This is a genomic window from Clostridium sardiniense, assembly GCF_019753795.1.
GTDB classification, from domain to species: Bacteria; Bacillota; Clostridia; order Clostridiales; family Clostridiaceae; genus Clostridium; species Clostridium sardiniense.
The window spans coordinates 208,482-231,116 of sequence record NZ_JAIKTU010000006.1; the positions used below are offsets into that span (position 1 = coordinate 208,482).

17 protein-coding genes are annotated in these 22,635 nt (G+C 25.8%); 3 read left to right on the forward strand and 14 right to left on the reverse strand.

The features are described from left to right. Positions 1 to 179 precede the first annotated feature (179 nt). On the forward strand, positions 180 to 1,172 hold the full coding sequence (locus K5V21_RS09250) for a tyrosine recombinase XerC (protein ID WP_204596727.1): 993 nt from the start codon (positions 180 to 182) through the stop codon (positions 1,170 to 1,172). 38 nt (positions 1,173 to 1,210) lie between these two features. On the opposite strand, the gene K5V21_RS09255 is transcribed toward K5V21_RS09250, so the two are convergent. Beyond that, entirely contained in the window at positions 1,211 to 1,780 is a 570-nt protein-coding gene (locus K5V21_RS09255) for a hypothetical protein (protein ID WP_221861021.1), read from the reverse strand. A 103-nt stretch (positions 1,781 to 1,883) separates the two neighbouring features. Beyond that, complete coding sequence (locus K5V21_RS09260; protein WP_221861022.1) at positions 1,884 to 2,318, reverse strand: hypothetical protein; 435 nt, start codon at positions 2,316 to 2,318, stop codon at positions 1,884 to 1,886. A 152-nt stretch (positions 2,319 to 2,470) separates the two neighbouring features. Between K5V21_RS09260 and lexA the strand changes: the two genes are divergently transcribed. Further along, positions 2,471 to 3,076, forward strand: a complete 606-nt coding sequence (lexA, locus tag K5V21_RS09265; RefSeq protein WP_204596724.1) for a transcriptional repressor LexA — start codon at positions 2,471 to 2,473, stop codon at positions 3,074 to 3,076. A gap of 68 nt (positions 3,077 to 3,144) precedes the next feature. Next, positions 3,145 to 3,759 carry a DUF3267 domain-containing protein gene (locus K5V21_RS09270; RefSeq protein ID WP_221861023.1) on the forward strand — a complete coding sequence of 205 codons (615 nt, stop codon included), beginning with the start codon at positions 3,145 to 3,147 and terminating at the stop codon, positions 3,757 to 3,759. Positions 3,760 to 3,783: 24 nt separating this feature from the next. Here the strand turns inward: K5V21_RS09270 and K5V21_RS09275 are convergent, their stop codons facing one another. The 12 genes from K5V21_RS09275 to K5V21_RS09330 all read right to left on the reverse strand — a co-directional run bounded on the left by K5V21_RS09275 (position 3,784) and on the right by K5V21_RS09330 (position 22,562). Then, positions 3,784 to 5,070 carry a methionine gamma-lyase family protein gene (locus K5V21_RS09275; protein WP_221861024.1) on the reverse strand — a complete coding sequence of 429 codons (1,287 nt, stop codon included), beginning with the start codon at positions 5,068 to 5,070 and terminating at the stop codon, positions 3,784 to 3,786. A gap of 57 nt (positions 5,071 to 5,127) precedes the next feature. Further along, entirely contained in the window at positions 5,128 to 5,370 is a 243-nt protein-coding gene (gene hfq / locus K5V21_RS09280; protein ID WP_204596312.1) for an RNA chaperone Hfq, read from the reverse strand. 44 nt (positions 5,371 to 5,414) lie between these two features. Next, positions 5,415 to 6,347 (reverse strand): tRNA (adenosine(37)-N6)-dimethylallyltransferase MiaA, encoded by a 933-nt coding sequence (gene miaA, locus K5V21_RS09285; protein ID WP_221861025.1) that lies wholly within the window; start codon positions 6,345 to 6,347, stop codon positions 5,415 to 5,417. Between the two features lie 21 nt (positions 6,348 to 6,368). Beyond that, positions 6,369 to 8,342, reverse strand: coding sequence for a DNA mismatch repair endonuclease MutL (mutL, locus tag K5V21_RS09290; protein ID WP_221861026.1), 1,974 nt, complete (start codon positions 8,340 to 8,342; stop codon positions 6,369 to 6,371). A gap of 13 nt (positions 8,343 to 8,355) precedes the next feature. Continuing rightward, a complete protein-coding gene (gene mutS / locus K5V21_RS09295; RefSeq protein ID WP_221861027.1) occupies positions 8,356 to 11,025 on the reverse strand; it encodes a DNA mismatch repair protein MutS in 2,670 nt (889 codons plus the stop codon). Between the two features lie 624 nt (positions 11,026 to 11,649). Then, the gene (locus K5V21_RS09300) at positions 11,650 to 14,913 is read right to left on the reverse strand and encodes a DEAD/DEAH box helicase (protein ID WP_221861028.1); all 3,264 of its coding nucleotides are present in this window, start codon (positions 14,911 to 14,913) and stop codon (positions 11,650 to 11,652) included. A 116-nt stretch (positions 14,914 to 15,029) separates the two neighbouring features. Further along, a complete protein-coding gene (gene miaB, locus K5V21_RS09305; protein WP_221861029.1) occupies positions 15,030 to 16,394 on the reverse strand; it encodes a tRNA (N6-isopentenyl adenosine(37)-C2)-methylthiotransferase MiaB in 1,365 nt (454 codons plus the stop codon). A 200-nt stretch (positions 16,395 to 16,594) separates the two neighbouring features. Continuing rightward, positions 16,595 to 17,452, reverse strand: coding sequence for a GNAT family N-acetyltransferase (locus tag K5V21_RS09310; RefSeq protein ID WP_221861030.1), 858 nt, complete (start codon positions 17,450 to 17,452; stop codon positions 16,595 to 16,597). A gap of 64 nt (positions 17,453 to 17,516) precedes the next feature. Then, positions 17,517 to 19,421, reverse strand: coding sequence for a bifunctional 4-hydroxy-3-methylbut-2-enyl diphosphate reductase/30S ribosomal protein S1 (locus K5V21_RS09315; protein WP_221861031.1), 1,905 nt, complete (start codon positions 19,419 to 19,421; stop codon positions 17,517 to 17,519). Positions 19,422 to 19,442: 21 nt separating this feature from the next. Next, positions 19,443 to 20,099, reverse strand: a complete 657-nt coding sequence (gene cmk, locus K5V21_RS09320) for a (d)CMP kinase (RefSeq protein ID WP_221861032.1) — start codon at positions 20,097 to 20,099, stop codon at positions 19,443 to 19,445. 72 nt (positions 20,100 to 20,171) lie between these two features. Then, positions 20,172 to 21,386, reverse strand: coding sequence for a BaiN/RdsA family NAD(P)/FAD-dependent oxidoreductase (locus K5V21_RS09325; RefSeq protein WP_221861033.1), 1,215 nt, complete (start codon positions 21,384 to 21,386; stop codon positions 20,172 to 20,174). A 276-nt stretch (positions 21,387 to 21,662) separates the two neighbouring features. Then, on the reverse strand, positions 21,663 to 22,562 hold the full coding sequence (locus K5V21_RS09330; protein WP_221861034.1) for a MurR/RpiR family transcriptional regulator: 900 nt from the start codon (positions 22,560 to 22,562) through the stop codon (positions 21,663 to 21,665). Between the last annotated feature and the right edge of the window lie 73 nt (positions 22,563 to 22,635).

The window sequence follows — 22,635 nt, forward strand, 5'->3', positions numbered from 1 at the left end:
ATATCTAATAAATATATTTATTTATAACAACTAAATATCTATAATTTTAATTAGATATTGGGTATATACAGATAAATATGCCAAAATTGGATATTTAGAACATATGTTTGCATAACCTTCTAATTCATAATAAAATATGCTAAAATTAGATGTAAATACATTATAAAGAAGGTGTTAACATGTTATACGATTTTAAAGACTTAAAGAAAAGTGAGTCTCTCCCACCTATTGTAGTGGATTTTTTGAATTATTTAGAAACCATAAAAGCTAAATCTATAAATACAATAGATGCTTATAAAGTAGATCTTACTATGTTTTTTAGATTTCTTAAATTATATAGAGATGAAGTTATAGATAAAAACACAGAATTTGAAGATATTATTATAAATAATATAGATAATGATTTTATTAAAAAAATTAAGTTATCAGAATTATATGCATTTATGAGCTTTTTAGAGAAATATAGAAATAATAGCGCTTATGCTAGGGCTAGAAAAGTTGCAACTTTAAAATCTTTTTTTAAATATCTTCAGAATAAAGCTAAAATAATAGATGAGAATCCTACATTAGAATTGGAATCCCCTAAAATTAATAAAAGACATCCAATATATTTAAATTTAAACGAAAGTATACAGCTATTAAAATCTATGGATAAAAATAATAAAAATTATTATAGAGATTATTGTATTATAACATTATTTTTAAATTGTGGAATGCGATTATCTGAACTATGTAATATAAAGCTAGATAAAATATCAGGAGATACTTTAACTATTATAGGAAAAGGTGATAAAGAGAGAACTGTTTATTTAAATGAAGCATGTATGAAAGCTTTGTCTGATTATTTAGCACATCGTGATGATTCTAAAAGTAGCGATGATAATAAAAAATATTTATTTTTATCTAACAGAGGTACTCCTATAAATAAGAGAACTGTTGAAATAATGGTCAAAAATTATACAAAACGCGCTGGTCTTAAAGATGAAAAGTATACTCCACATAAACTTAGGCATACCGCTGCTACATTAATGTACAAGCATGGAGATGTAGATATAAGGTCATTACAAACTATTTTAGGTCATGAAAATATATCTACAACACAAATATATACACACGTTGATGATGATACTTTAAGAGAAGCTGTAAAATCTAATCCTTTATCAAAAATTTAAAATTAAAAAAGACCAACATTTTTGTTGGTCTTTTTTTACTATCCCATAATTGGATTTCCTAATATTTCATTTAAAGCTTTTATTATTTCTTGAGAGTTTCCATCGTATACAACTAATACTCTCCCCTTTTTATAAAAATGAGGAGCAGTAGTCCAGGTCATTGTTACTCCGTTTATTGTTTTTCCGTTATTTTGAATTGATTTAATATCTTCTTCTAACTTTCCTTTTGCATCCATTGGATATTCATATAAAGATAATTCTCCACCCTTTATTTTTACAATTTGCTTATCAACTGAAAAAATCTTTGTATTATCATTAGCTTTAGTGCTAGTTACTTCAGGATTAAAGCCTTTTTCTTTTAAGTCTTTTATTATAGCATTTTTATCATATTTACCTTCAGCATCAGTAAATTTTTTTATTGTTTCGTTTGTCGCATTTTTAACGTCATTAACTCCTTGCTCCACTTTGTCTTTAGTTTCATTGGCACCCTGTTCCACTTTCTCTTTTGTATCATTTACTGTTTTATTATTTGTACATCCTATTAATGAAAAAGATGATAATATTATACTGCTTGCTACAATAAGTTTGGTTAATTTTAATTTATTCATATTAATCTCTCCTATTCTTATCATAATTTCAGTATTAGTATTTATCAATTTTATTTAATTTATTCTGAATAAAAAAATAAGTGGTTTAATTCCACTTATTTTTTTATTGATTATTCTTTTTTATTAATCTTCTTACACCTGGGAAAATTTCTTCCGTTTCTTCTTCAAGTGTATCTTCTAACAAATCTGCCTCATCTAAATATTCAATAAATTCAAAGGCATCTATATATTTTTCCTCACTTTTAGATTCTATATTAGAATTAAAAGTATTTTCATCTATTTTTAATGATGAATAAGCTTCTTTTAGAGCCTTTTCTAAATCTTCTTTATCAAGTGTAGGATCAATATTTTGTGCTTTTGCAATCATATTTTTCCATTCTTCTTCTAAGAATTTATTTTCTTCAATATTTTTTGCTATATCTTCTATTTTTATTGCTCTTATATCGATACCATCTTCTTCAAGGCATTTTCCACAGTTATCGCATAGCTTATTTTCATATAAATCGCAATAATCATCATCAGTATATTTTTTTATCATTGTTACACCACCCTTTTTAGTGTATAAAATCAAATTATATTATAACAAATTAAATTTATAAATACAAATAGAACATATGTTTTAAGAACATAAGTTTGATATATACTTACTCATATGATATAATTAATTCAAAGAATGTGAGGTGCTATGCAATGTTAGAGGGTAAAGATAAACAAAGTCAAATATATGATTTTTTAAAAAATTATACCGAGAATAAGGGTTACCCACCATCTGTAAGAGAGATTTGCGAGGCTGTAAGCTTAAAATCAACATCAACAGTACATGGTCACTTAAAAAGATTAGAGAAAAAAGGTCTTATAAAGAGAGATCCTACTAAACCAAGAGCTCTTGAAATAACTGAATTTTCACAACCTAAACGTGAAATGATTAATATACCTATAATAGGTAATATAACTGCTGGCGCTCCAATTCTAGCCACAGAAAATATAGAGGATACTTTTACATTACCAATTGATTTTATAAAACATAATAGAGAATTATTTATGCTTAAAGTTAATGGTAATAGTATGATTAACGTAGGAATAAATGATAATGATTTAGCTATAATTGAAAGAACACAAACAGCTATTAATGGTGATATAGTAGTCGCTTTAATAGATGATACTGCTACTATCAAAAGGTTCTTTAAGGAAAAGGATTATATACGTCTTCAACCAGAAAATGATAGCATGGATCCTATAATTGTAGATGATTGTAAGATATTAGGGAAATTAGTTGGTATTTTTAGAGCTTACTAAAGAATACGTTAAATAAGAGAGTCATATATATATATGACTCTCTTATTTTTATTCTTAAAGGAGGATTTATGAAAATTTTAAAATATAAAACAAATAATAATTCTAGAAAAGAAATATTTAAAAATAGATTTTATATATTTCTTTTTATATTTTTTCTAAACTTTTTTTCTTTTGGATACAAATTATTTTTTTATAAAGATGCTTTTATAGCAACACTTTTATCATATTTATTATTAATGTTTTTATGTATATTTTTATGCATTCCAATACATTTATTTATCCAAGGTGTTGCATATAAGAATTTTAAAAATATTAATTTAATAATGTGGATAGATAATTTTCATATTTCAATTTATTATAGTAAATATGCAAGTAATAAAAGACATATATTAGCCTTAATATTACCTTTTATAATACTTACTATTATACCGCTATTTATAATAACTTTTTTATATAATAGCATAGTTTTAGTTAGTATTGCCTCTGCTAATATATTAATTTCATCATTAGACTTATATAATTTGTATAGATTTATAAGATATAATAATGATAAATTTATTTTTAATGGCATTGATATTATAACTAAAGATAAGCATAAAAGCTTATCTAAACATTTTAAAGAAGTTACTAGAAGTGAAGATACAAATATAGAACTTAATTTAGATTTAAACAAAATGGCTTAGAGTATTTTCTCTAAGCCATTTTGTTTAAGAATTTAAAACTTTATTTAAAGCAATTAATACACCAATTTTAGCATGATCAAATGTAAGTCCACCTTGAATATAAGCAATATAAGGTTCTCTAATAGGAGCATCTGCAGATAGTTCAATTGAAGAACCTTGTATAAATGCTCCAGCGGCCATTATTACTTCATCTTCATAACCTGGAGTTGGAATTGGAATACAATGAACAAATGAATCAATTGGTGATCCTTGTTGTATACCTTTGATAAATTCAATTAATTTTTCTTTGTTTCTAAATATAATTGTTTGAACTATATCTGTTCTTTTCTCTTTTGCAGCGGGTTTAGCTTCAAATCCAGCAAGTTCCATAACTCTTGCACAAAAAATAGAACTTTTTACAGCTTCAATAGTTACATGAGGGGCCAAGAAGAATCCTTGGAATAATGTTCTCATAACTCCAAGTGTGGCACCACATTCACCACCTATTCCTGGAACAGTTAATCTATATGAAGCATTATCAACATATTTCTGCTTACCTACTATATATCCACCAGTTGGAGAAATCCCTCCTCCTATATTTTTTATTAGAGAGCCAGCCATTAAGTCTGCACCAAAATCTGTAGGTTCTATTATATCTACAAATTCACCATAACAATTGTCAACAAAAACTATTATATTTTCATTTAAGCTTTTAACTAATTCAATCACTTCTTTTATTTGATTAAGTTGAAGTGAACTTCTAGTACTATATCCAGTACTTCTTTGTATATGTACCATTTTTATTGATAAATCATTTAGTATAGCTTTTTTTATTTTTTCTAAATCAAAATATTTTTCATCTATTAAGTCAATCTCATTATACTTAATCCCGTATTCTATAAGAGATCCCATTCCAGTATCTTTACTTATTCCAATTACTCCGTGTAATGTATCATATGGTTGTCCTGATATTGCAAGTAATGTATCTCCAGGACGTAGATTACCAAATAAAGCGGTACCAATAGCATGAGTACCATTTACAAAGTGTGGTCTAACAATAGCAGCTTCTGTATTAAATACTCTTGCATATACTTTGTCTAAACCATCTCTACCCATATCATCATAAGCATATCCTGTAGTATTTGTAAAATGGCTATCACTTATTCTTTCATCTTGAAATGCAGAAAGAACTTTTAATTGATTATATTCTCTAATTTCATCTAACTTTTTAAATTCATCTTCTACATCTTCTAAAGCTTTTTTATAAAGCTCAAATGCATTATGTTTTATATTATGTTTTTTTATAATTAATTCCTCTGTTGCTTTTAACATATTAGCCTCCTGTATAAATTAAACACAAAAATAAATAGGCAACAATGTGCCTATTTATTAAGCGTTATCTACGTCATTATTTGCAAATAGAATAGGTTTCGCTGGAGTTATTGTTGTAACAGCATGCTTATAGACTAACATTTGTTTACCATCACAATCTAACACAACTGTAAAACTGTCAAATCCTTTAACATATCCTTTTAGCTTATATCCATTTGTAAGATATACTTCTACTGAAATTTTATTTTTTCTTGCACCATTTAAAAAAATATCTTGCAAATTATTTTGTTGTTTATTCATAAGACACCTCCAAATTACCAATACACCTTAAATATATTATACAACTACTTCATATTAATGTCATTACTTATTTTCTCTACTATTTCCTCTTCTGTCATAATATCTTTATCTAGAAAAATCACTCTAGGATCTCTTCTAAACCAGGTTAATTGACGCTTAGCATAATTTCTTGATCCTTTTTTTATCATTTCAATAGCTTCATCTTTTTTAATCTTACCTTCAAGATAATATAACATCTCTTTATACCCAATACCTTGCATTGATTGCATAGATGAAGTATATCCCATTTGCTTTAATTTTATGCATTCTTCTTCTAGCCCCCTATCTATCATGATATCTACCCTCTTATTTATTCTAGAATATAAATTTTCTCTATTCATTGTTAATACATAATAGTAAATATCATAATCAGATTTATAAAAATCATTTCCAGCATTAAATGAACTAAATGGTTTTCCAGTAAGCTTAAAAACTTCAAGAGCCCTTATAACTCTTTTTCTATTATTATAATGTATCTCCTTATAACTTATAGGATCTATATCTTTTAATAAATCATGTATATATTCATTTCCTTTTAAGTTAGCCTCATTTTCTAAGTAATTTCTATAATTCTCATCAATTTCAGCATCGGTAAAATCCATATTACAAGTTAATGCATTTATATAAAGACCAGTTCCCCCAGTAATTATAGGTAGTTTATTTTTATCCACAATTTTCTTTATAAATTTATCACCTAAATGTTTATAATCAGATACTGAAAATTTAATATTTGGATCTACTATATCAATCATATAATGATTAATATCTTCCATCTCATCTTTAGTAATTTTAGCAGAACCTATATCCATGTATTTATATATTTGCATTGAATCTGCTGAAATAATTTCTCCATTCAAATTTTTTGAAAGCCTTATGGATAGAGCTGTTTTTCCTACAGCTGTAGGTCCACCTAAAACTAATATCTTTTTCTTTGTCATAAAAAATTTCATCCTTTTATTTTAAACTATTCTTCTAAATTTCTTCTCTAATTCAAAGTTTGTAAATTTTATTATTGTTGGCCTGCCATGCGGACAATGAAATGGATCTTCAATAAATCTTAAGTCTTCAATTAATTTAATCATTTCTCTTTCGTTTAAGAAATCATTTCCTTTTACAGCAGATTTACAGGCCATGGTTGCAATTTTATTATATTTTATATCAATTGTTTTTCCGCTTCCTAAACTTTTCAAATCATCTATAATACTTAAAAATAATGATTTAGAATCTAATTTACCTAAAAAGTAAGGAACTTCTTTTAATGCTAAAGTATTTCCACCAAAATAATCTATTTTAAATCCAGCATCACTAAAAACAGTGCTGTTCTCTTCATAAAAAGCCAATTCATCTACTGTTAATTCTATAATAGTAGGTACTAGTAAAGGTTGAACTACAATTGACCCATTTTTTATTGAATTCATATATTTTTCAAATAATATTTTTTCATGAGCTGCATGCTGATCAATTAAATATAATGTTTCATTAAATTCTCCTATAATATACGTCTTGTTAAATTGTCCTATTATCCTTAATGGCGGAAATTTTGCGATCCTTTCTACAGTAATAGAACTTTCTGTATCTGTATTTATATCTATAGATACAGTAGGCTTTGAATATTCATGTTTTTCATATAATATATTCGAAGAACTATCATTAGTATCTATAGGAGAATGATTTGTATCATAGCTATATTCAATATTTATATTATCATCATTTAAACTATGTATAGGAATATCTTTATTTATTAGCTTTTCTTTTAATTTATTAAGTTCTTCTTTCTGCTCAGTTATTGCTGCTGAATAGTCAAGAGAATCTCTATTTAACTTCTCATTTTTTTCAAATGAGTTAAACTTAATATTATCATCATTTATATTTAAATCCATTTCAAAGTTTTCTATTCTTGTAGAGTTAGCAATTGTTTCTTCTGGTAATTTAAATTCATTAAATACATCTTCTTTAAGTGCTTTGTGCACTGCATCAAATACACATTTAAATATAACTCTATCATCTTTAAATTTTATTTCTGCCTTAGTTGGATGTATATTAACGTCAATATATTCAGGATATACATTAATGAATAATACAAAGAAAGGAAATTTATTCACTGTACTAAAAGATTTAAATGCATTTTCTACCGCTGCAACTAGTGTTTTATTTTTTATATATCTTCCATTAACGAAGATACTTTGATTATTTCTAGAACCTCTAGCTATCTCTTCTTTCCCAATAAAACCATCTACTGAAATAAAATCTCTATCATTCTTAAAATAGATCAAATTATCACTAATTTTTTTCCCATAAATAGATCTTAGAACATCTTTTACATTTCCATTTCCAAAAGTATTTACAACCTTTTTGCCATTATTAAATAGTTTAAAGCTTATATCAGGGTTAGATATAGATATTCTATTTATTATATCTGTAATAATAGATCCTTCTCTTGTAAAAGACTTTAAAAACTTTTTCCTTGCTGGTACATTAAAAAATAAGTCTTTAACTTCAATTGCAGTTCCATTATTAGTTCCACAATCAGTTTCTTTTAAAATCTCTCCACCTTCTATATATATTTCTCTACCAAACTCATTATCAGAAATCTTAGTTTTTAAATTAACTTTAGAAACAGATGCAATAGAAGCCAAAGCTTCACCTCTAAACCCTAAAGTATTTATTGAAAATATATCTTCAACACTCTTTATTTTACTTGTTGCATGAGGAAGAAAGGCCTTCTTTATATCATCTGGATGTATACCATCCCCATCATCGATTATTTTGATTAAGTTACAGCCACCTTCAATTATTTCAATAGTTATATTTTTAGCCCCGGCATCTATACTGTTTTCTACTAATTCTTTTACAACAGAAGAAGGTCTTTCGACTACTTCTCCTGCTGCTATCTTATTTGCTGTATTATCATCAAGTAAATTTATTCTTTTCAAAGTTTATCAACCCCTATTTTAACTTCTTAGCATCACTAACTAATTTATAGAGTTTATTCATAGCTTCAAGAGGATTTAATTCTAAAATATCCACTTCTGAAAGCTCCTTTATAAGATTTTCTTTTTCCATGAAAGAGAAGTCAAGTTGCATATTGTCATTGTTAGTATTATTAATTTTTTTATTTACAATAGATTCTTCTACTCTTTCTTCTTCAATTCTTTCAACTGCAATTTCTTTTTCATATTCTTTCTTTAATACTTCTTTAGTACTATTTTCATAAGTATTATTTCCTTCTAACTCATCCAATATTTCTTTTGCTCTATCTATTACTTCTTTTGGAAGACCAGCAAGTTTTGCAACTTCTATACCATATGATTGGTCTGCTCCACCCTCAATAATTTTTCTTAAGAATATTATATTATCTTCTAGTTCTTTAACTGCAACAGAGTAATTTTTAACTCCTGGTATTTTACCTTCAAGCTTTGTTAGTTCGTGGTAATGAGTTGCAAATAATGTATTACATTTTAAATTATTATTCTTTGAAATATGTTCTATAACTGACCAAGCTATACTAAGTCCATCATATGTTGATGTACCTCTTCCGACTTCATCTAATAATACTAAGCTTTTGTGGGTCGCATTATTTAAAATATTTGATACTTCCCACATTTCAACCATAAATGTAGACTTTCCTCCTGCAAGATCATCAGAAGCACCTATTCTTGTAAAAATCTTATCGCATATTGATATATCTGCTTCCTTAGCTGGAATAAATGATCCTATTTGAGCCATTAATGTTATTAGTGCTACTTGTCTCATATAAGTTGATTTACCAGCCATATTAGGTCCAGTTATTAATAAAAGTCTATTATCATTACTATTTAGTAATGTATCATTAGAAACAAATTCACCTCTGCCGATTACTTTTTCTACAACAGGATGTCGTCCATCAGTTATTTTTATTAATCCATTTTCATTAATATTAGGTCTTACATAATCATTTTCTAAAGCAATGATTGATAAAGTTGATATTGAATCTAAGTTACCAATGATTCTTGCACTCTTTTTTAATTTTGATATTTTTTCAGATACAATGCTTCGTATATCTAAAAATAAATTATACTCAAGATTAACTAGCTTTTCTTCTGCACCTAAAATTTTATCTTCCATTTCTTTTAAGTCTTGAGTAATGTATCTTTCAGCATTCGCAAGAGTTTGCTTTCTTATATATCTACCTTCTGGTATTGATGAATAATTAGCCTTTCTAATTTCAATATAGTAACCAAAGACTTTATTGTATCCAACCTTCAAAGATTTAATTCCAGTAATTTCTCTTTCTGAGTTTTCTAAAGATGCAATCCATTCTTTACCGTGAAGTTTTGCTTTTCTTAATTCATCAACTTCTTCTGAATAACCATCTTTAATTATATTTCCTTCTTTAATACTCATTGAAGGATCATCTAAAATTGCATTATATAATAATTCCTTTAAATCTTTTAATATATCTAACTCTTCATAGTATTCATTAAGCAAACTAGATTTACAATATCCCAAAGTTTCTTTTATATATGGTAATTTATCAAGTGAAGCTCTAAGAGAAACTAAATCTTTTCCATTAACATTTCCATTTGCTATCTTTCCTACAATTCTTTCTATATCATATATATCTTTAAGTGCAATTCTGATATCTTCATTTAGACTTATTGCATTATAAAGTTCTTCTACAGCATCTAGTCTATTTTCTATTTCAAACTTAGATATAAGAGGTTCATCTATCCATTTTCTTAAGACTCTTGCTCCCATTGAAGTACATGTTTTATCCATCACCCAAAGTAAAGAACCTTTTTTATTCTTCTCTCTTATATTTTCAGTAAGCTCTAAATTTCTTCTTGAGCTACCATCAATAGTCATATAATTAATTATATCGTATTTCTCAAGAAAATTTATATTTGCAAGACTCATTTTTTGTGTTTCATAAACATATTTGAGTAATATTTTACATGCTGTTTTACTGGCACTATCTAACTCTGAAAGTTCTGCTTCACTGAATTGTGATACTAATTCATCATCAGTAGTTCTAAAGCTAGATAAATCCTTTTTGGTTAATAATGCAGTTGTATAACTTGATAATTCATCTGTAAATTTATCAGTTATATTTATATCAACTATTATTTCTTTTGGATTAATTTTTGTTATCTCATCAAATAATGTACTTTTAATAGTAGTAAATGATGTTGTTTTAAATTCTCCAGTACTTATATCAGTTAATGCAATTCCAGTATTATTATTTTCTTCATATATAGCTAATAGATATGTATTAGAATTATTTTCACTATTACTATCTACATATGTACCTGGTGTTATAACTTTAATTACATCTCTTTTTACTATACCTTTAGCTACACTTGGATCTTCAACTTGCTCGCAAATAGCTACTTTATAACCCTTAGCAACTAATCTTGATATATATCCTGAAGAGGCATGAAATGGTATACCACACATAGGTGCTCTTTCATCTAAACCACAATCTCTGCCTGTTAATACTAATTCAAGTTCCTTTGATGCAGTTTTAGCATCATCAAAGAACATTTCATAAAAATCCCCTAATCTAAAAAAGACTATACAATCTTTATAATTTTCCTTTATTTCAAAGTATTGTTTCATCATGGGAGTTAACGCCATACACTTTCACTTCCTTTAACTTTTTTATACTTAATCCTTTTAATATCAAGGATTAGAGACACTTACCATATATTTCATATAGAATAAAATCCACTTATTTTAACGTTTTTTTACTTATTATTTATGACGGATTTATGACGAATTACATAATTTGAGAAATCGTCATAAATAAGTACTGAATCAATGATATTTACTTATTTCTATAAGATTATAACATAATGAAGTATAACATAAAAATTTAATTGAATAAATAAAAGCACTTTTAAACATAGCATTTTCAAATTATTTTAGGTAAAAAACATATAGTATAATATATTTTCTTTTGATATTATACAATAATATCTATTACTTATATTTATTTAACACCTAATTTATCTTGTTTTAATTATACTATAATTAAAAATTCTCTGTATAAATATATGAAGTGCCATTTTTAAATAATTTAAAGCTTTATATTCACTTATTGATATTTTAAAGTTATGTTATAGTGCAATTCCTCTCACTTCTAAAACAAATTTAGCCTAATTAATAATTTTAGATTGGTTAAACTATCTTGTAATAAAAAACAAGACAATACCTTAGATTCGCAGGTATTGTCTTAATCTAATGAAATTTTATGAGTTTTTATAAATCTCTATCAAAAAGTTTTAGTATATTTTCATTAGATAGATTACTAAATAATTTATTATTTAAAGAATCTTTGCCTATAAGATTCTCAATAAGTTCTCTTTTACGATCTTGAAGATTGATAATTTTTTCTTCAATAGTACCTTCAGAAACAAGTTTTATAACTTCAACAATATTTTCTTGACCAATTCTATGAGCTCTGTCAGTAGCTTGCTCTTCTACAGCTGGATTCCACCAAGGATCAAAATGTATAACAACATCTGCACTTGTTAAATTTAATCCAGTACCGCCAGCCTTTAATGATATTAAGAATACCTTTGTATCATCTTTATTAAACCTATTAACCAATTCTTGTCTAGTAGATGATTTCGTAGATCCATCTAAATAATAATAAGATAACCCATCACTTTGCAACATGTCTTTAATTTTATTTAATACAGAAGTAAACTGAGAAAATACTAATATTTTATGTCCATCAGAAGTCATATCAATTAATAACTCCCTTAATGCAGATAATTTACCACTAGCACCTTTATAATCTTCCATTACAAGAGATGGATCTAAACAAATTTGTCTTAATTTAGTTATATATGATAATATCTCAATCTTACTTGTATTAAGTTCATCATTTTTAACCTTATCTTCTATTATATCATTTATATATTTTGCATAAGATGCATATATCTTTTTTTGCTCTTTATCCATATCTACTTTGATTATCTTTTCAATTTTATCAGGCAATTCATTTAAAACATCCTTTTTACGCCTTCTTAAAATAAATGGGGATATTAATAATCTTAATTCGTTTAGTATAACTTCATCTTCATCTAGAGTTCTATTAAATTTAGAGTTGAAACTATCTTTATCATATAAGAAACCAGGCATAATAAAATCAAAAATAGACCATAACTCCATTAAATTATTTTCAATAGGGGTGCCTGTAAGTGCAAATCTATTGGTTGCATTAACTCTTTTACATGCATTTGTATTTTTAGCTGAAAAATTTTTAATATATTGAGCTTCATCTAAAAAACAAAAATCAAATTCAATATTTTTATACAACTCATAATCTATTCTAAACAAGTTATATGTAGTTATTATTACATCATACTCTTTAATATTATTTAGAATTTCTAACCTTTTTTTCTTAGTATCATTTATAAGACCTACTTTAATACTTGGAGCAAACTTTAAAAACTCATCTCTCCAGTTATATATTAAAGAAGTTGGAGCTATAATTATTGACTTGCTTTTTTCTTTTGATAATATAAAGCTAATGGCTTGAAGAGTTTTACCTAATCCCATCTCATCTCCTAAAATTCCACCAAACCCAAGATCTGATAATTCTTTAAACCAATGCAACCCATAAACTTGATAGTTTCTTAGATTAGCATTTAATCCTTTTGGTATAATTGATTTTGATAGATTATTAGAAGACAATCTATTTGATATATCATTTAAAATAGAATTTCCTTTAAATACTCCAAATAAATCTGTTAACTTTTTATTTACATATAAACTTTTTCCTTTTGTAAAAGCAATTGTATCATCAGAGAGTTTTTTATCATTTAAAGTATCAATTAATCTTAAAAATTCTTTTATTTGGATTTCTTCTAAATCTAAAAAATCTCCATTTTTTAATTTGTAATATTTTTTATTTTCTTTAAAACTTTTTAGTATGTTATAAAATTCTTCTTCTGATATATTTGATATTGAATATTTAAATTCAAAATAATCATTTTTGCCTCTGCGGACCTCAACTTCAAAATTATTTTTATTAAGTTTTAGTACACCTTTAAAGCTTTCAGAATAGAATACCTCCCCTAACTCTTGCAGAATATGCACTTTGGTCTTAAAGAAATCAAATATAACATCATCATCACGCAAAAATGCAAAAAGCTTATTATCGATTTTTTCTATACCAATACTTTTTAAACTATTTATAACTTTAGTCTCATTTATAGTATCTCTATAAATATATACATCCTTAATTTCATCGAATATATTGAATTCATAATCACCATATTTAACATTTACTTTTAAAAAAATCATTTTATCTCTGTCAAAATAAAATTTAAATTTTACAGGAGTTGATACAATATTTTTAGTTATATTTTTATCAAGTATTACTGTATTAGATAAATCATTAATAGTAGGTATAAGCTCTTTATATACTCTATCTTTCTGGCTTTCTAAAAAAGTAATCTCATCTGTATTAATAAATGTGTTGATAAGTGGATATAATTTTTCACATTGCTTCATTGATGGTATATATATTATAGTATCATAAAGAAATACATCACCACTTCCTCCTAAATCTTCTGGAAGTCCTCTAGGAAGTATAAAAGAAATAAGATTATTTTTTTCTTTTAATTCTATAGGAAGAGGAATATCATCAACAATTATTTCACTCTCTATTTTTCTAGAATAAAAACCAGTATTTAAAAATATTCTATTTTCCTTAATGATCTCAAAAAACATTCTTAACATACCTTTAGGTATCCAAATTTCCTTGCCATTAATATGTTTATCTTGACTTCGTTTAAAGTTATTTGAATTTACATCTATATCTTTTAACATTTCAATAAATTTAAAAAGCTGTACATCATTATAAGAAAATTTTTGTTTAGTTATGTCAAAAGTGAAATCTTTTCCATATGAAATAGGGATAGAATTATATTTATTTAAAAGAAACATATTTATATCTTTTAATAAGTACATTTTTGAATTCCTAGAATTTTTAAACCCAACTTTAAATTCAGCACCTATTTTATGAGACCAAGAATTTCTATTTATATAAACATCAATTTTTAATAAATCCTTATTATTGCATAATAAATCTAGCATAGTATTAGATTTATTACTATCTAATAATTTATTTAGCTCAAAGAAATTATTCTTTTTAAGGTTTTCTTTTAAAGTAGAATCATCTTCTAATTTTTCTAAAAATCTATAAAATGAAGCACAGAGATGTTTACAAGCATAGTTTTTAGATTTAAGCTCATTATTCTCAAAATCTCTACATGTACATTTGATATTAATAACCTCATAAAGGTTTGAATCTATATTTATATTACAATTATATTTACTATAAAGGTCTTCTGAAATAACATTTGTACTTATATTTATCTCATTTATTGAGCTATTATATAAATAATCTATATTTTCAACTAGATCATTATTTAGAACCCTCATACCATCATTTATCTTTCGTGTAGTTACGCTTCTATTAAATCCTTCTATAAAATTTTGTTTTATCATTAAATTCACCTACATTTTTGAATATATACATAGAATAAATTAAAGTTAACTTATATGCAACCTATATACAATAAAAAGGATAGCTAAATAACTAAGCTATCCCTTATTTTAAAATTTTATAATAATTCTCCTACTAGTGAGAATGGCTGAGCTCTAACAATTTTTAAATTAATCAGTTGGCCTATTAGTGACTTATCACCTGCAAAATTAACTAATTTTCCATTTCTAGTTCTTCCCATTAATTTTGTTTCATCATTCTTACTTGGTCCTTCTACTAAAATTTCTACTATTTTCCCTTCATATTCCTTATTGCTTCTTATAACACCTTCATTAACAGCTTGTACAAGCTTATTAAATCTTTCATGTTTTACATCATCTGGAACTTGATTTTCCATTCTATCTGCAGGAGTATGATTTCTTCTTGAATAAATAAATGTATAAGCAGCATTATAACCTACTTCTTTAACTAATGATAATGTATCATTAAAGTCTTCTTCAGTTTCACCTGGAAAACCAACTATTATATCTGTAGTTATAGTTGCATTAGGTATCTCTTCTTTAATTTTATTAATTAGATACATATATCTCTCTCTATCATAATGTCTATTCATTTCTTTTAAAATTCTGTTTGATCCACTTTGAACTGGTAAATGAATTTGCTCGCAAAGTTTATCACATTCTTTTATAGCAGAAATTACATCTTCATTTAAATCCTTTGGATGTGAAGTCATAAATCTAACTCTTTCTAATCCATCTATCTCATTTATTAATCTAAGTAATTTTGCAAAGTCTATTGTTTCTTCTAAACCTTTTCCATATGAATTAACATTTTGTCCTAAAAGAGTTATTTCCTTATAACCTTTTGATACTAATTCTTTAATTTCTTTTATTATTTCTTCAGACTTTCTACTTCTTTCTCTACCTCTTACATAAGGAACTATACAATATGTGCAAAAGTTATTGCAACCATACATTATTGTAACAAAAGCCTTCGTACTATTTTCTCTATCTATTGGAATTCCTTCTATTATTTCAGTTTCTTTATTTAATATTTCTTTAACTTGAACACCTTCAGTTTTTACTCTATTAAGATATTCAGGAAATTTATATGAATTATGAGTACCAAAAATAATATCTACATATGGGAATGTTTTTAATACCTTATCGGCCATTCCTTCCTGTTGCATCATACATCCACATATTCCTATTATCAAATCTGGATTTTTCCTTTTGTATTTTTTCATCATACCTAAGTTTCCAAAAACCTTATTCTCCGCATTTTCTCTAACACAACATGTATTAAAAAGTACAATTGAAGCATCCTCAATACTTTCTGTTTTTGTATATCCTATTCTTTTTAACATTCCAGAAAGTTTTTCAGAATCTTCTTCATTCATTTGACATCCATATGTAGTGATAAAGAAATGTTTTCCTGTATTACTTTTCTTAGTATCTTTGTACTTTTTTATATCAAATTCCATTATATTTCCTCCGACTTATAAACATATTTATATTTTAAAATTACCTAATGTATTATAGCATAAAAAAATGAAGAAATAAAACATAGATAATATTTAATATTATCTATGTTTTATTTAGTTTTTACTTTAATATCTAAATTCTAATTAAAACTTTTATAGTTATATAAAGTAATAAATATTACGTATTCTATATACTCTTATTATGCCTTTATCCATGTATTATAATATCCTATAAATTTAAAACCTATTTTATTATAAAGATTTAGTGCCTTATAATTTGAATAGTCGACTCTTATATATAGTTCAGATAGCTTTATGTCATAGGATAGATTTATAAGATATTCTAATAGATACTGTCCATATCCCAATCCCCTATATTTTTTTAAAATACCAAAGTTAACTACCATATACATATTTTTATTATATACAATTTGTCCATATCCTATTTCTTTGTTATTTAATAAGATAAAAATACATAAATCTTTTTTATAATACTTCTGACTTTCTTCATATTTAATATCTTTTATATGAAGAGGTTCTCTTCCCGTATCATTAAAAATCTCATTTTGTATTTTACATCGTAACTCCTCATCAGTATTAGGTATAAAGGTTCTAAATGAAATATTAGTATTATTTGATATTTTTATTTTAGAATATAAATCATATTTTAATAATTTAGTTATTCTACTCTTACTAAAACAATTGTTAATAAGAATCTCTTTTGTTATTTCATCTTCATAAGTTTGATAAGCTATAATTTTATTTTCAAATTTTTTTATATTATCTATATTCACTAATTTTACGAACTCATTTTTTATATATAAATCATTAATAACAATAGTATCTATAGAAGATTGTTCAAAATATATATAACCTATATATTGATTATCAAATAGTATCATTATTATTTGATTTTTATAAAACATTCTTTTTATGAAGTTTAAATCATTATAAAGTGAAATTATATTGTATCTATATTTATTTATATAAAAAAACTCATTTACTAACGTTGTAAGATTAGAGAAATTTTTATTATTTAATTTCTCATAATGTACCATATAAGAATACCCACCTCATAAATTATTATTTTAAAATAACCCCTAAAATAGGGGTTATAATATATTAAACATCTTTCATGCTTAAACTTATTCTTTTATTTTCTTCATCTACAGCTAATATTTTAGCTTTTATTTCATCACCTATTTTTAGGACATCACTCGGGTTATTAATTCTATCATGACTTATTTTAGATATGTGAACAAGTCTGTCTAAGCCAGGCTCTAATTCGACAAATGCTCCAAAATCATTTATTCTAACAACTTTACCTAGTACAACTGAGCCTTCAGGATATTTATCTGAAGCATTTTTCCAAGGTTCAGGAGTAAGTTCTTTAATGCTAAGTGACAATTTTTTATTTTCTTTATCTAGTTCAATAACCTTAACATCAATTATATCTCCACTCTTTAGATAATCTTCAGCCTTTTTCACATGATTCCATGATATTTGTGATAAATGAATTAATCCATCTACACCATTTACCTCTGCAAATGCTCCAAAATTAGTAAATCTTTTTACTTCAGCCTTTACTATATCTCCAACTTTTAAAGATCCTAAAACTTGTTGCTCATTAATCTCCTTTGCCTCTTCTTGAATAATTCTTCTTGAAGCTACAACTCTTGAAGGATTTTCTTTATTAAAATCTATTAGTTTAACAACTAAAGTTTGACCTTTATATTCATCTTTATTATTAACAAATCTCATATCTATTTGTGATGCAGGAACAAATATTCTTATTCCATTATAATAACCTACTAGCCCTTTTTCTTTTATTTCAGAAATTTTTAGTTCAAAAGTTTCACCACTATTAAATAGTTTTTCAAGTGAAGAAACTATTTCTTCTTTTTCATATTCTAATCTAGATAAAACAACAAATCCATTCTCATTGTTGAGTTTAATTACTTTAGCTTTTATTGTATCACCAACATTAAGATTTGAAGCATATTCACTAGGATCAACCTTTGCAGTTAATTCTCTAAAAGGGATTATACCATCAGATTTATAACCAATAAGTGATACAACAACTTCATCTCTAGCTATAGATAATATCTCTCCTTCTATTTCATCCCCAATGTGGAATCTTTTGTCCATTTCATTCATTAATTTTAATTGTTCATCATTTTTAATGTTTTCACCTTGCATAATATCAATAACCTCCCTAATTATCCAATCTGGTGTTGAAGCACCAGCTGTAATACCAATCTTTTTAAAGTTTTTATTTATAAATTCACCTGTTAATTCTAATGAATTTTCAATATGAATAGTATTCTCACAATTTGCTTTAGATATTTCATAAAGCTTTGTTGTATTTGAACTATGTTTACCACCTATAACAATCATAGCATCTACTTGATTAGATAATTCATATGCACTTTTTTGTCTTACCTCTGTAGCTGAGCATATTGTATTAAATGATAGAAGTTCATCTGTCATAGTAGCTAAATTATTAATAGTAGTATTCCAGTTTTCTTCTTTTTCTGTAGTTTGTGATACTACACATATTTTATCAGAAATTTTTGTATCAAATTCTCCATTTGGCGTAATTGTTGCTTTATTATTGCACCATCCATTTATTCCAATAACTTCTGGATGATCTTTATCACCCAATATAACTATGTTATATCCATCACCTGAATATTTTTCAACTTTCTTTTGTATATTAGTAACAAATGGACAAGTTGCATCTATAACTTCAAGACCTCTAGACTTAAGATTTTCAACTACGTCCTTTGGTACCCCATGTGACCTTATTACAATAACATCACCATTTACTAATTCATCTATATTATTGTAGTCCATTGAATAAATATCATTTTCTTCTAAATATTTAACAACATCACTATTATGAATAAGTGGACCTAAAGTATAAATTTTTTTCCCATATTGATTTTTTATATCAATAGATTTTTCTACTGCCCTTTGTACACCAAAACAGAAACCAGCATTTTCTGCTAATATTACTTTTCTCATAATTGTACTCCTAATATAATACTAATTAATCTTAGATTTTATAAACTCATTTATTTTGTTTGTAACTTGCTCAATATTTAGGCCAGTTGTATCAATTTCAACGGCATCATCAGCTTTTCTTAATGGATCTATGGCTCTTGTACTATCTTCATGATCTCTTCTTATTATATCTTTTAATATTTCATCATAAGAACATTCTATATTTCTATTTACTAATTCCGTATATCTTCTTTCTGCTCTTTCTTCTGGAGTTGCAGTTAAGAAAATTTTAAAGTTTGAATCCTTTAATACAACTGTTCCTATATCTCTACCATCCATTATAACATTATATTTATTTGACATATCTCTTTGTAGTTTTACAAGCATTTTTCTAACTTCTGGTATTGAGGCGTATGCAGAAACTATTGAGCTAATTTCTGGCATAGTTATTTTTTCTTGTATATTCTCACCATTTAAAATTAAATCATCGTTTTCAAAATGCATTTCCATATTTAATATTAAGTTGCAGATTTCTGAAATGTTTTCTGCTTTCAAATTATTTTCTGATGCTTTTAAAGCAACAGCTCTATACATAGCACCAGTATTTATATACATTAAATCAAATTCTTTCGCTACAAGTTTAGCTATTGTACTTTTTCCTGCTCCCGCTGGACCATCTATTGCAACTGATAATTTCAAATTATTTTCCACCTTTCTAAATAACAACTATAAGTATCATTATATAATTATATTCTTTTTATAACAAGCATTTTAGATACTACTTCCAGCTACATATCCAGTAGATAATGCTATTTGTACATTATATCCACCAGTAAAAGCATCAACATCTATTACTTCTCCTGCAAAAGATAAATTATCTATAATTTTACTTCTCATTGTTGAAGGATCTATCTCTTTTGTATCTACTCCTCCAGCTGTAACAATAGCCTCTTCTAAAGGTCTTAGACCTTTTACTGTAAGTTTAAAGTTTTTTATTAAATGAACTAAATTTCTTCTTTCTTCCTTAGTTATTTCATTAACCTTTTTATTTTCATTAATTTTTGATAGTTTTATAATTATAGGTAAAATCTTTTTTGGTAATAAATCATCTAAAGAATTTTTAAAATCTTTATTTATGTATTTTTTAAAATCTTTTTGTATTCTTAAATCTAAGGCTTTTATATCTAGAGCGGGCTTTAAATCAATTATTACTTCATAATTTTTATTATTTTTAATAAATCTACTCCCACTTAAAACTAGAGGTCCTGATATACCAAAATGAGTAAAGAGCATTTCTCCAAAATCTTTAAATACCTTCTTATTATTCTCATATATAGCTAGCTCAATATTTCTAAGAGATAGACCCATTAGATCTTTTACTATTTCATCCTTTATCTCTATTGGAACAAGTGATGGTTTTAATTCTTTTATTTTATGGCCAAGTTCTTTAGCAAATCTTTGACCTTCTCCTCTAGAACCTGTAAGGGGATATGAAGCACCACCTGTACATATTATAAAGTGATCTCCTTCGATTATATTACTATTATTTATTTCAACTCCAGTTATTTTATTACAATTTTTTATTATTCTAGTTACTTTACTATTAAGCATTATTTTTATATTACATTTTGTAATAGCTTTTGATAAACCTTTAATAATATCTGAAGATTTATCAGAGTTTGGAAAAACTCTCCCTCCTCTTTCAACCTTTAATTTAATACCTTCATCCTCAAAGAAATTAATAGTATCTTCATTAGTAAAAGTATATAAAGAACTATATAAAAAATAAGGATTCCCAGGAATATAGTTGAAAAATTCTGAAATATCTTTACTATTAGTTACATTACATCTTCCCTTACCTGTAATAAATAACTTTTTTCCTAATCTATCATTTCCTTCTATTAAAATCACTTCATTATTTTCACTTGCAGTTATTGCTGCCATCATTCCCGCTGGGCCAGCTCCTATAACTACTATTTTACTCATTTAATCAGCTCCTTAATTAATTGCTAAAACAATTGTACTACACTAGAAAAAAAAAGTTAACTAAAATAAGATATTTATAAATATAATCTAAATAACATATTGTTATTTAGATTTTTTTGTTTATATTATCCAAATATATTTTTTAGATAAATATATTTGGATAATATACGTATAAATTGAACTTTTCTATATAACAAATGACTCTATGAATATTCATAAAGTCATTTGTTATATAAATATATTAATTTCTAAAAAGTCTATATAAAATAATATGGACTAATCATCATTTTCACCTATAGTTTTATTATTTATTTGGTATATATTATAATCTTGCCAAATTGCTTCTAAAGAACCAAATGTATTTGCAATATTCTCTTTCTCTCTCATTCCAACTGCTATAATTAAAGCATTAACTAATGATAATGGGGCAACAAGGGAATCTACAAATGATGCCATATTACTCTGAGCAATTAATGCTAAATCAGCTTTAGATGCTAATGGAGAAATTAAACTATCAGTTAATGCAACTACTTTAGCTCCTTTTGCTTTTGAAAAATCTAATGCATCGATTGTTTTTGAAGCATATCTTGGGAATCCTATACCAATTACTAAGTCCCCTTCTTTAACATTTATAATCTGCTCAAATATATCTGAAATTCCATAGCTTACAGTTCTAACATTTTGAAGAATTATATTTAAATAAAATCCTAAAAATTCTGCAATAGCTGTTGAACTTCTTAGCCCTAATATGTAAATGTTATTAGCTTTAAATATTTCATTTACAACTTCCTCAAATACATTAGGATTAATCTTTTCAAGGGTTGCTCTTATATTTTCAATATCTGCTTTCAAAACTCCCTTTAGTGCATCACTATCAGATACATATTCATTAGAAAGCTCCAATCTCTGTACAGTAGTAAGTTTATTTTTAATTAACTCTTGAAGAGCTTTCTGAAGTTTTGGATATCCACTAAAGCCTAACTCGTTAGCAAATCTTACAACTGTAGATTCTGAAACTCCTACAGACGTTCCTAATTTTGCAGCTGTCATAAAAGCAGCCTTATCATAATTATTTAATATATACTCTGCTATTAGCTTTTGACCCTTACTTAATCTTTGAAATTTAATCTGAATTAATCTCATTAAATCTTTATTATCATTAAAATCTTTATCCATTATTATCTACCTACTTTACAATCTTTTGCAATAACAATTTTATCACTTAATGATAGATTTTTCAATAAAAATT

Excerpts from the sequence above, each read along its gene's own strand:
- K5V21_RS09250 (WP_204596727.1), top strand. The coding sequence starts at position 180 with ATGTTATACGATTTTAAAGACTTAAAGAAAAGTGAGTCTCTCCCACCT.
- K5V21_RS09255 (WP_221861021.1), bottom strand. The coding sequence starts at position 1,780 with ATGAATAAATTAAAATTAACCAAACTTATTGTAGCAAGCAGTATAATA.
- K5V21_RS09260 (WP_221861022.1), bottom strand. The coding sequence starts at position 2,318 with ATGATAAAAAAATATACTGATGATGATTATTGCGATTTATATGAAAAT.
- lexA (WP_204596724.1), top strand. The coding sequence starts at position 2,471 with ATGTTAGAGGGTAAAGATAAACAAAGTCAAATATATGATTTTTTAAAA.
- K5V21_RS09270 (WP_221861023.1), top strand. The coding sequence starts at position 3,145 with ATGAAAATTTTAAAATATAAAACAAATAATAATTCTAGAAAAGAAATA.
- K5V21_RS09275 (WP_221861024.1), bottom strand. The coding sequence starts at position 5,070 with ATGTTAAAAGCAACAGAGGAATTAATTATAAAAAAACATAATATAAAA.
- hfq (WP_204596312.1), bottom strand. The coding sequence starts at position 5,370 with ATGAATAAACAACAAAATAATTTGCAAGATATTTTTTTAAATGGTGCA.
- miaA (WP_221861025.1), bottom strand. The coding sequence starts at position 6,347 with ATGACAAAGAAAAAGATATTAGTTTTAGGTGGACCTACAGCTGTAGGA.
- mutS (WP_221861027.1), bottom strand. The coding sequence starts at position 11,025 with ATGGCGTTAACTCCCATGATGAAACAATACTTTGAAATAAAGGAAAAT.
- K5V21_RS09300 (WP_221861028.1), bottom strand. The coding sequence starts at position 14,913 with ATGATAAAACAAAATTTTATAGAAGGATTTAATAGAAGCGTAACTACA.
- miaB (WP_221861029.1), bottom strand. The coding sequence starts at position 16,394 with ATGGAATTTGATATAAAAAAGTACAAAGATACTAAGAAAAGTAATACA.
- K5V21_RS09310 (WP_221861030.1), bottom strand. The coding sequence starts at position 17,452 with ATGGTACATTATGAGAAATTAAATAATAAAAATTTCTCTAATCTTACA.
- K5V21_RS09315 (WP_221861031.1), bottom strand. The coding sequence starts at position 19,421 with ATGAGAAAAGTAATATTAGCAGAAAATGCTGGTTTCTGTTTTGGTGTA.
- K5V21_RS09325 (WP_221861033.1), bottom strand. The coding sequence starts at position 21,386 with ATGAGTAAAATAGTAGTTATAGGAGCTGGCCCAGCGGGAATGATGGCA.
- K5V21_RS09330 (WP_221861034.1), bottom strand. The coding sequence starts at position 22,562 with ATGGATAAAGATTTTAATGATAATAAAGATTTAATGAGATTAATTCAG.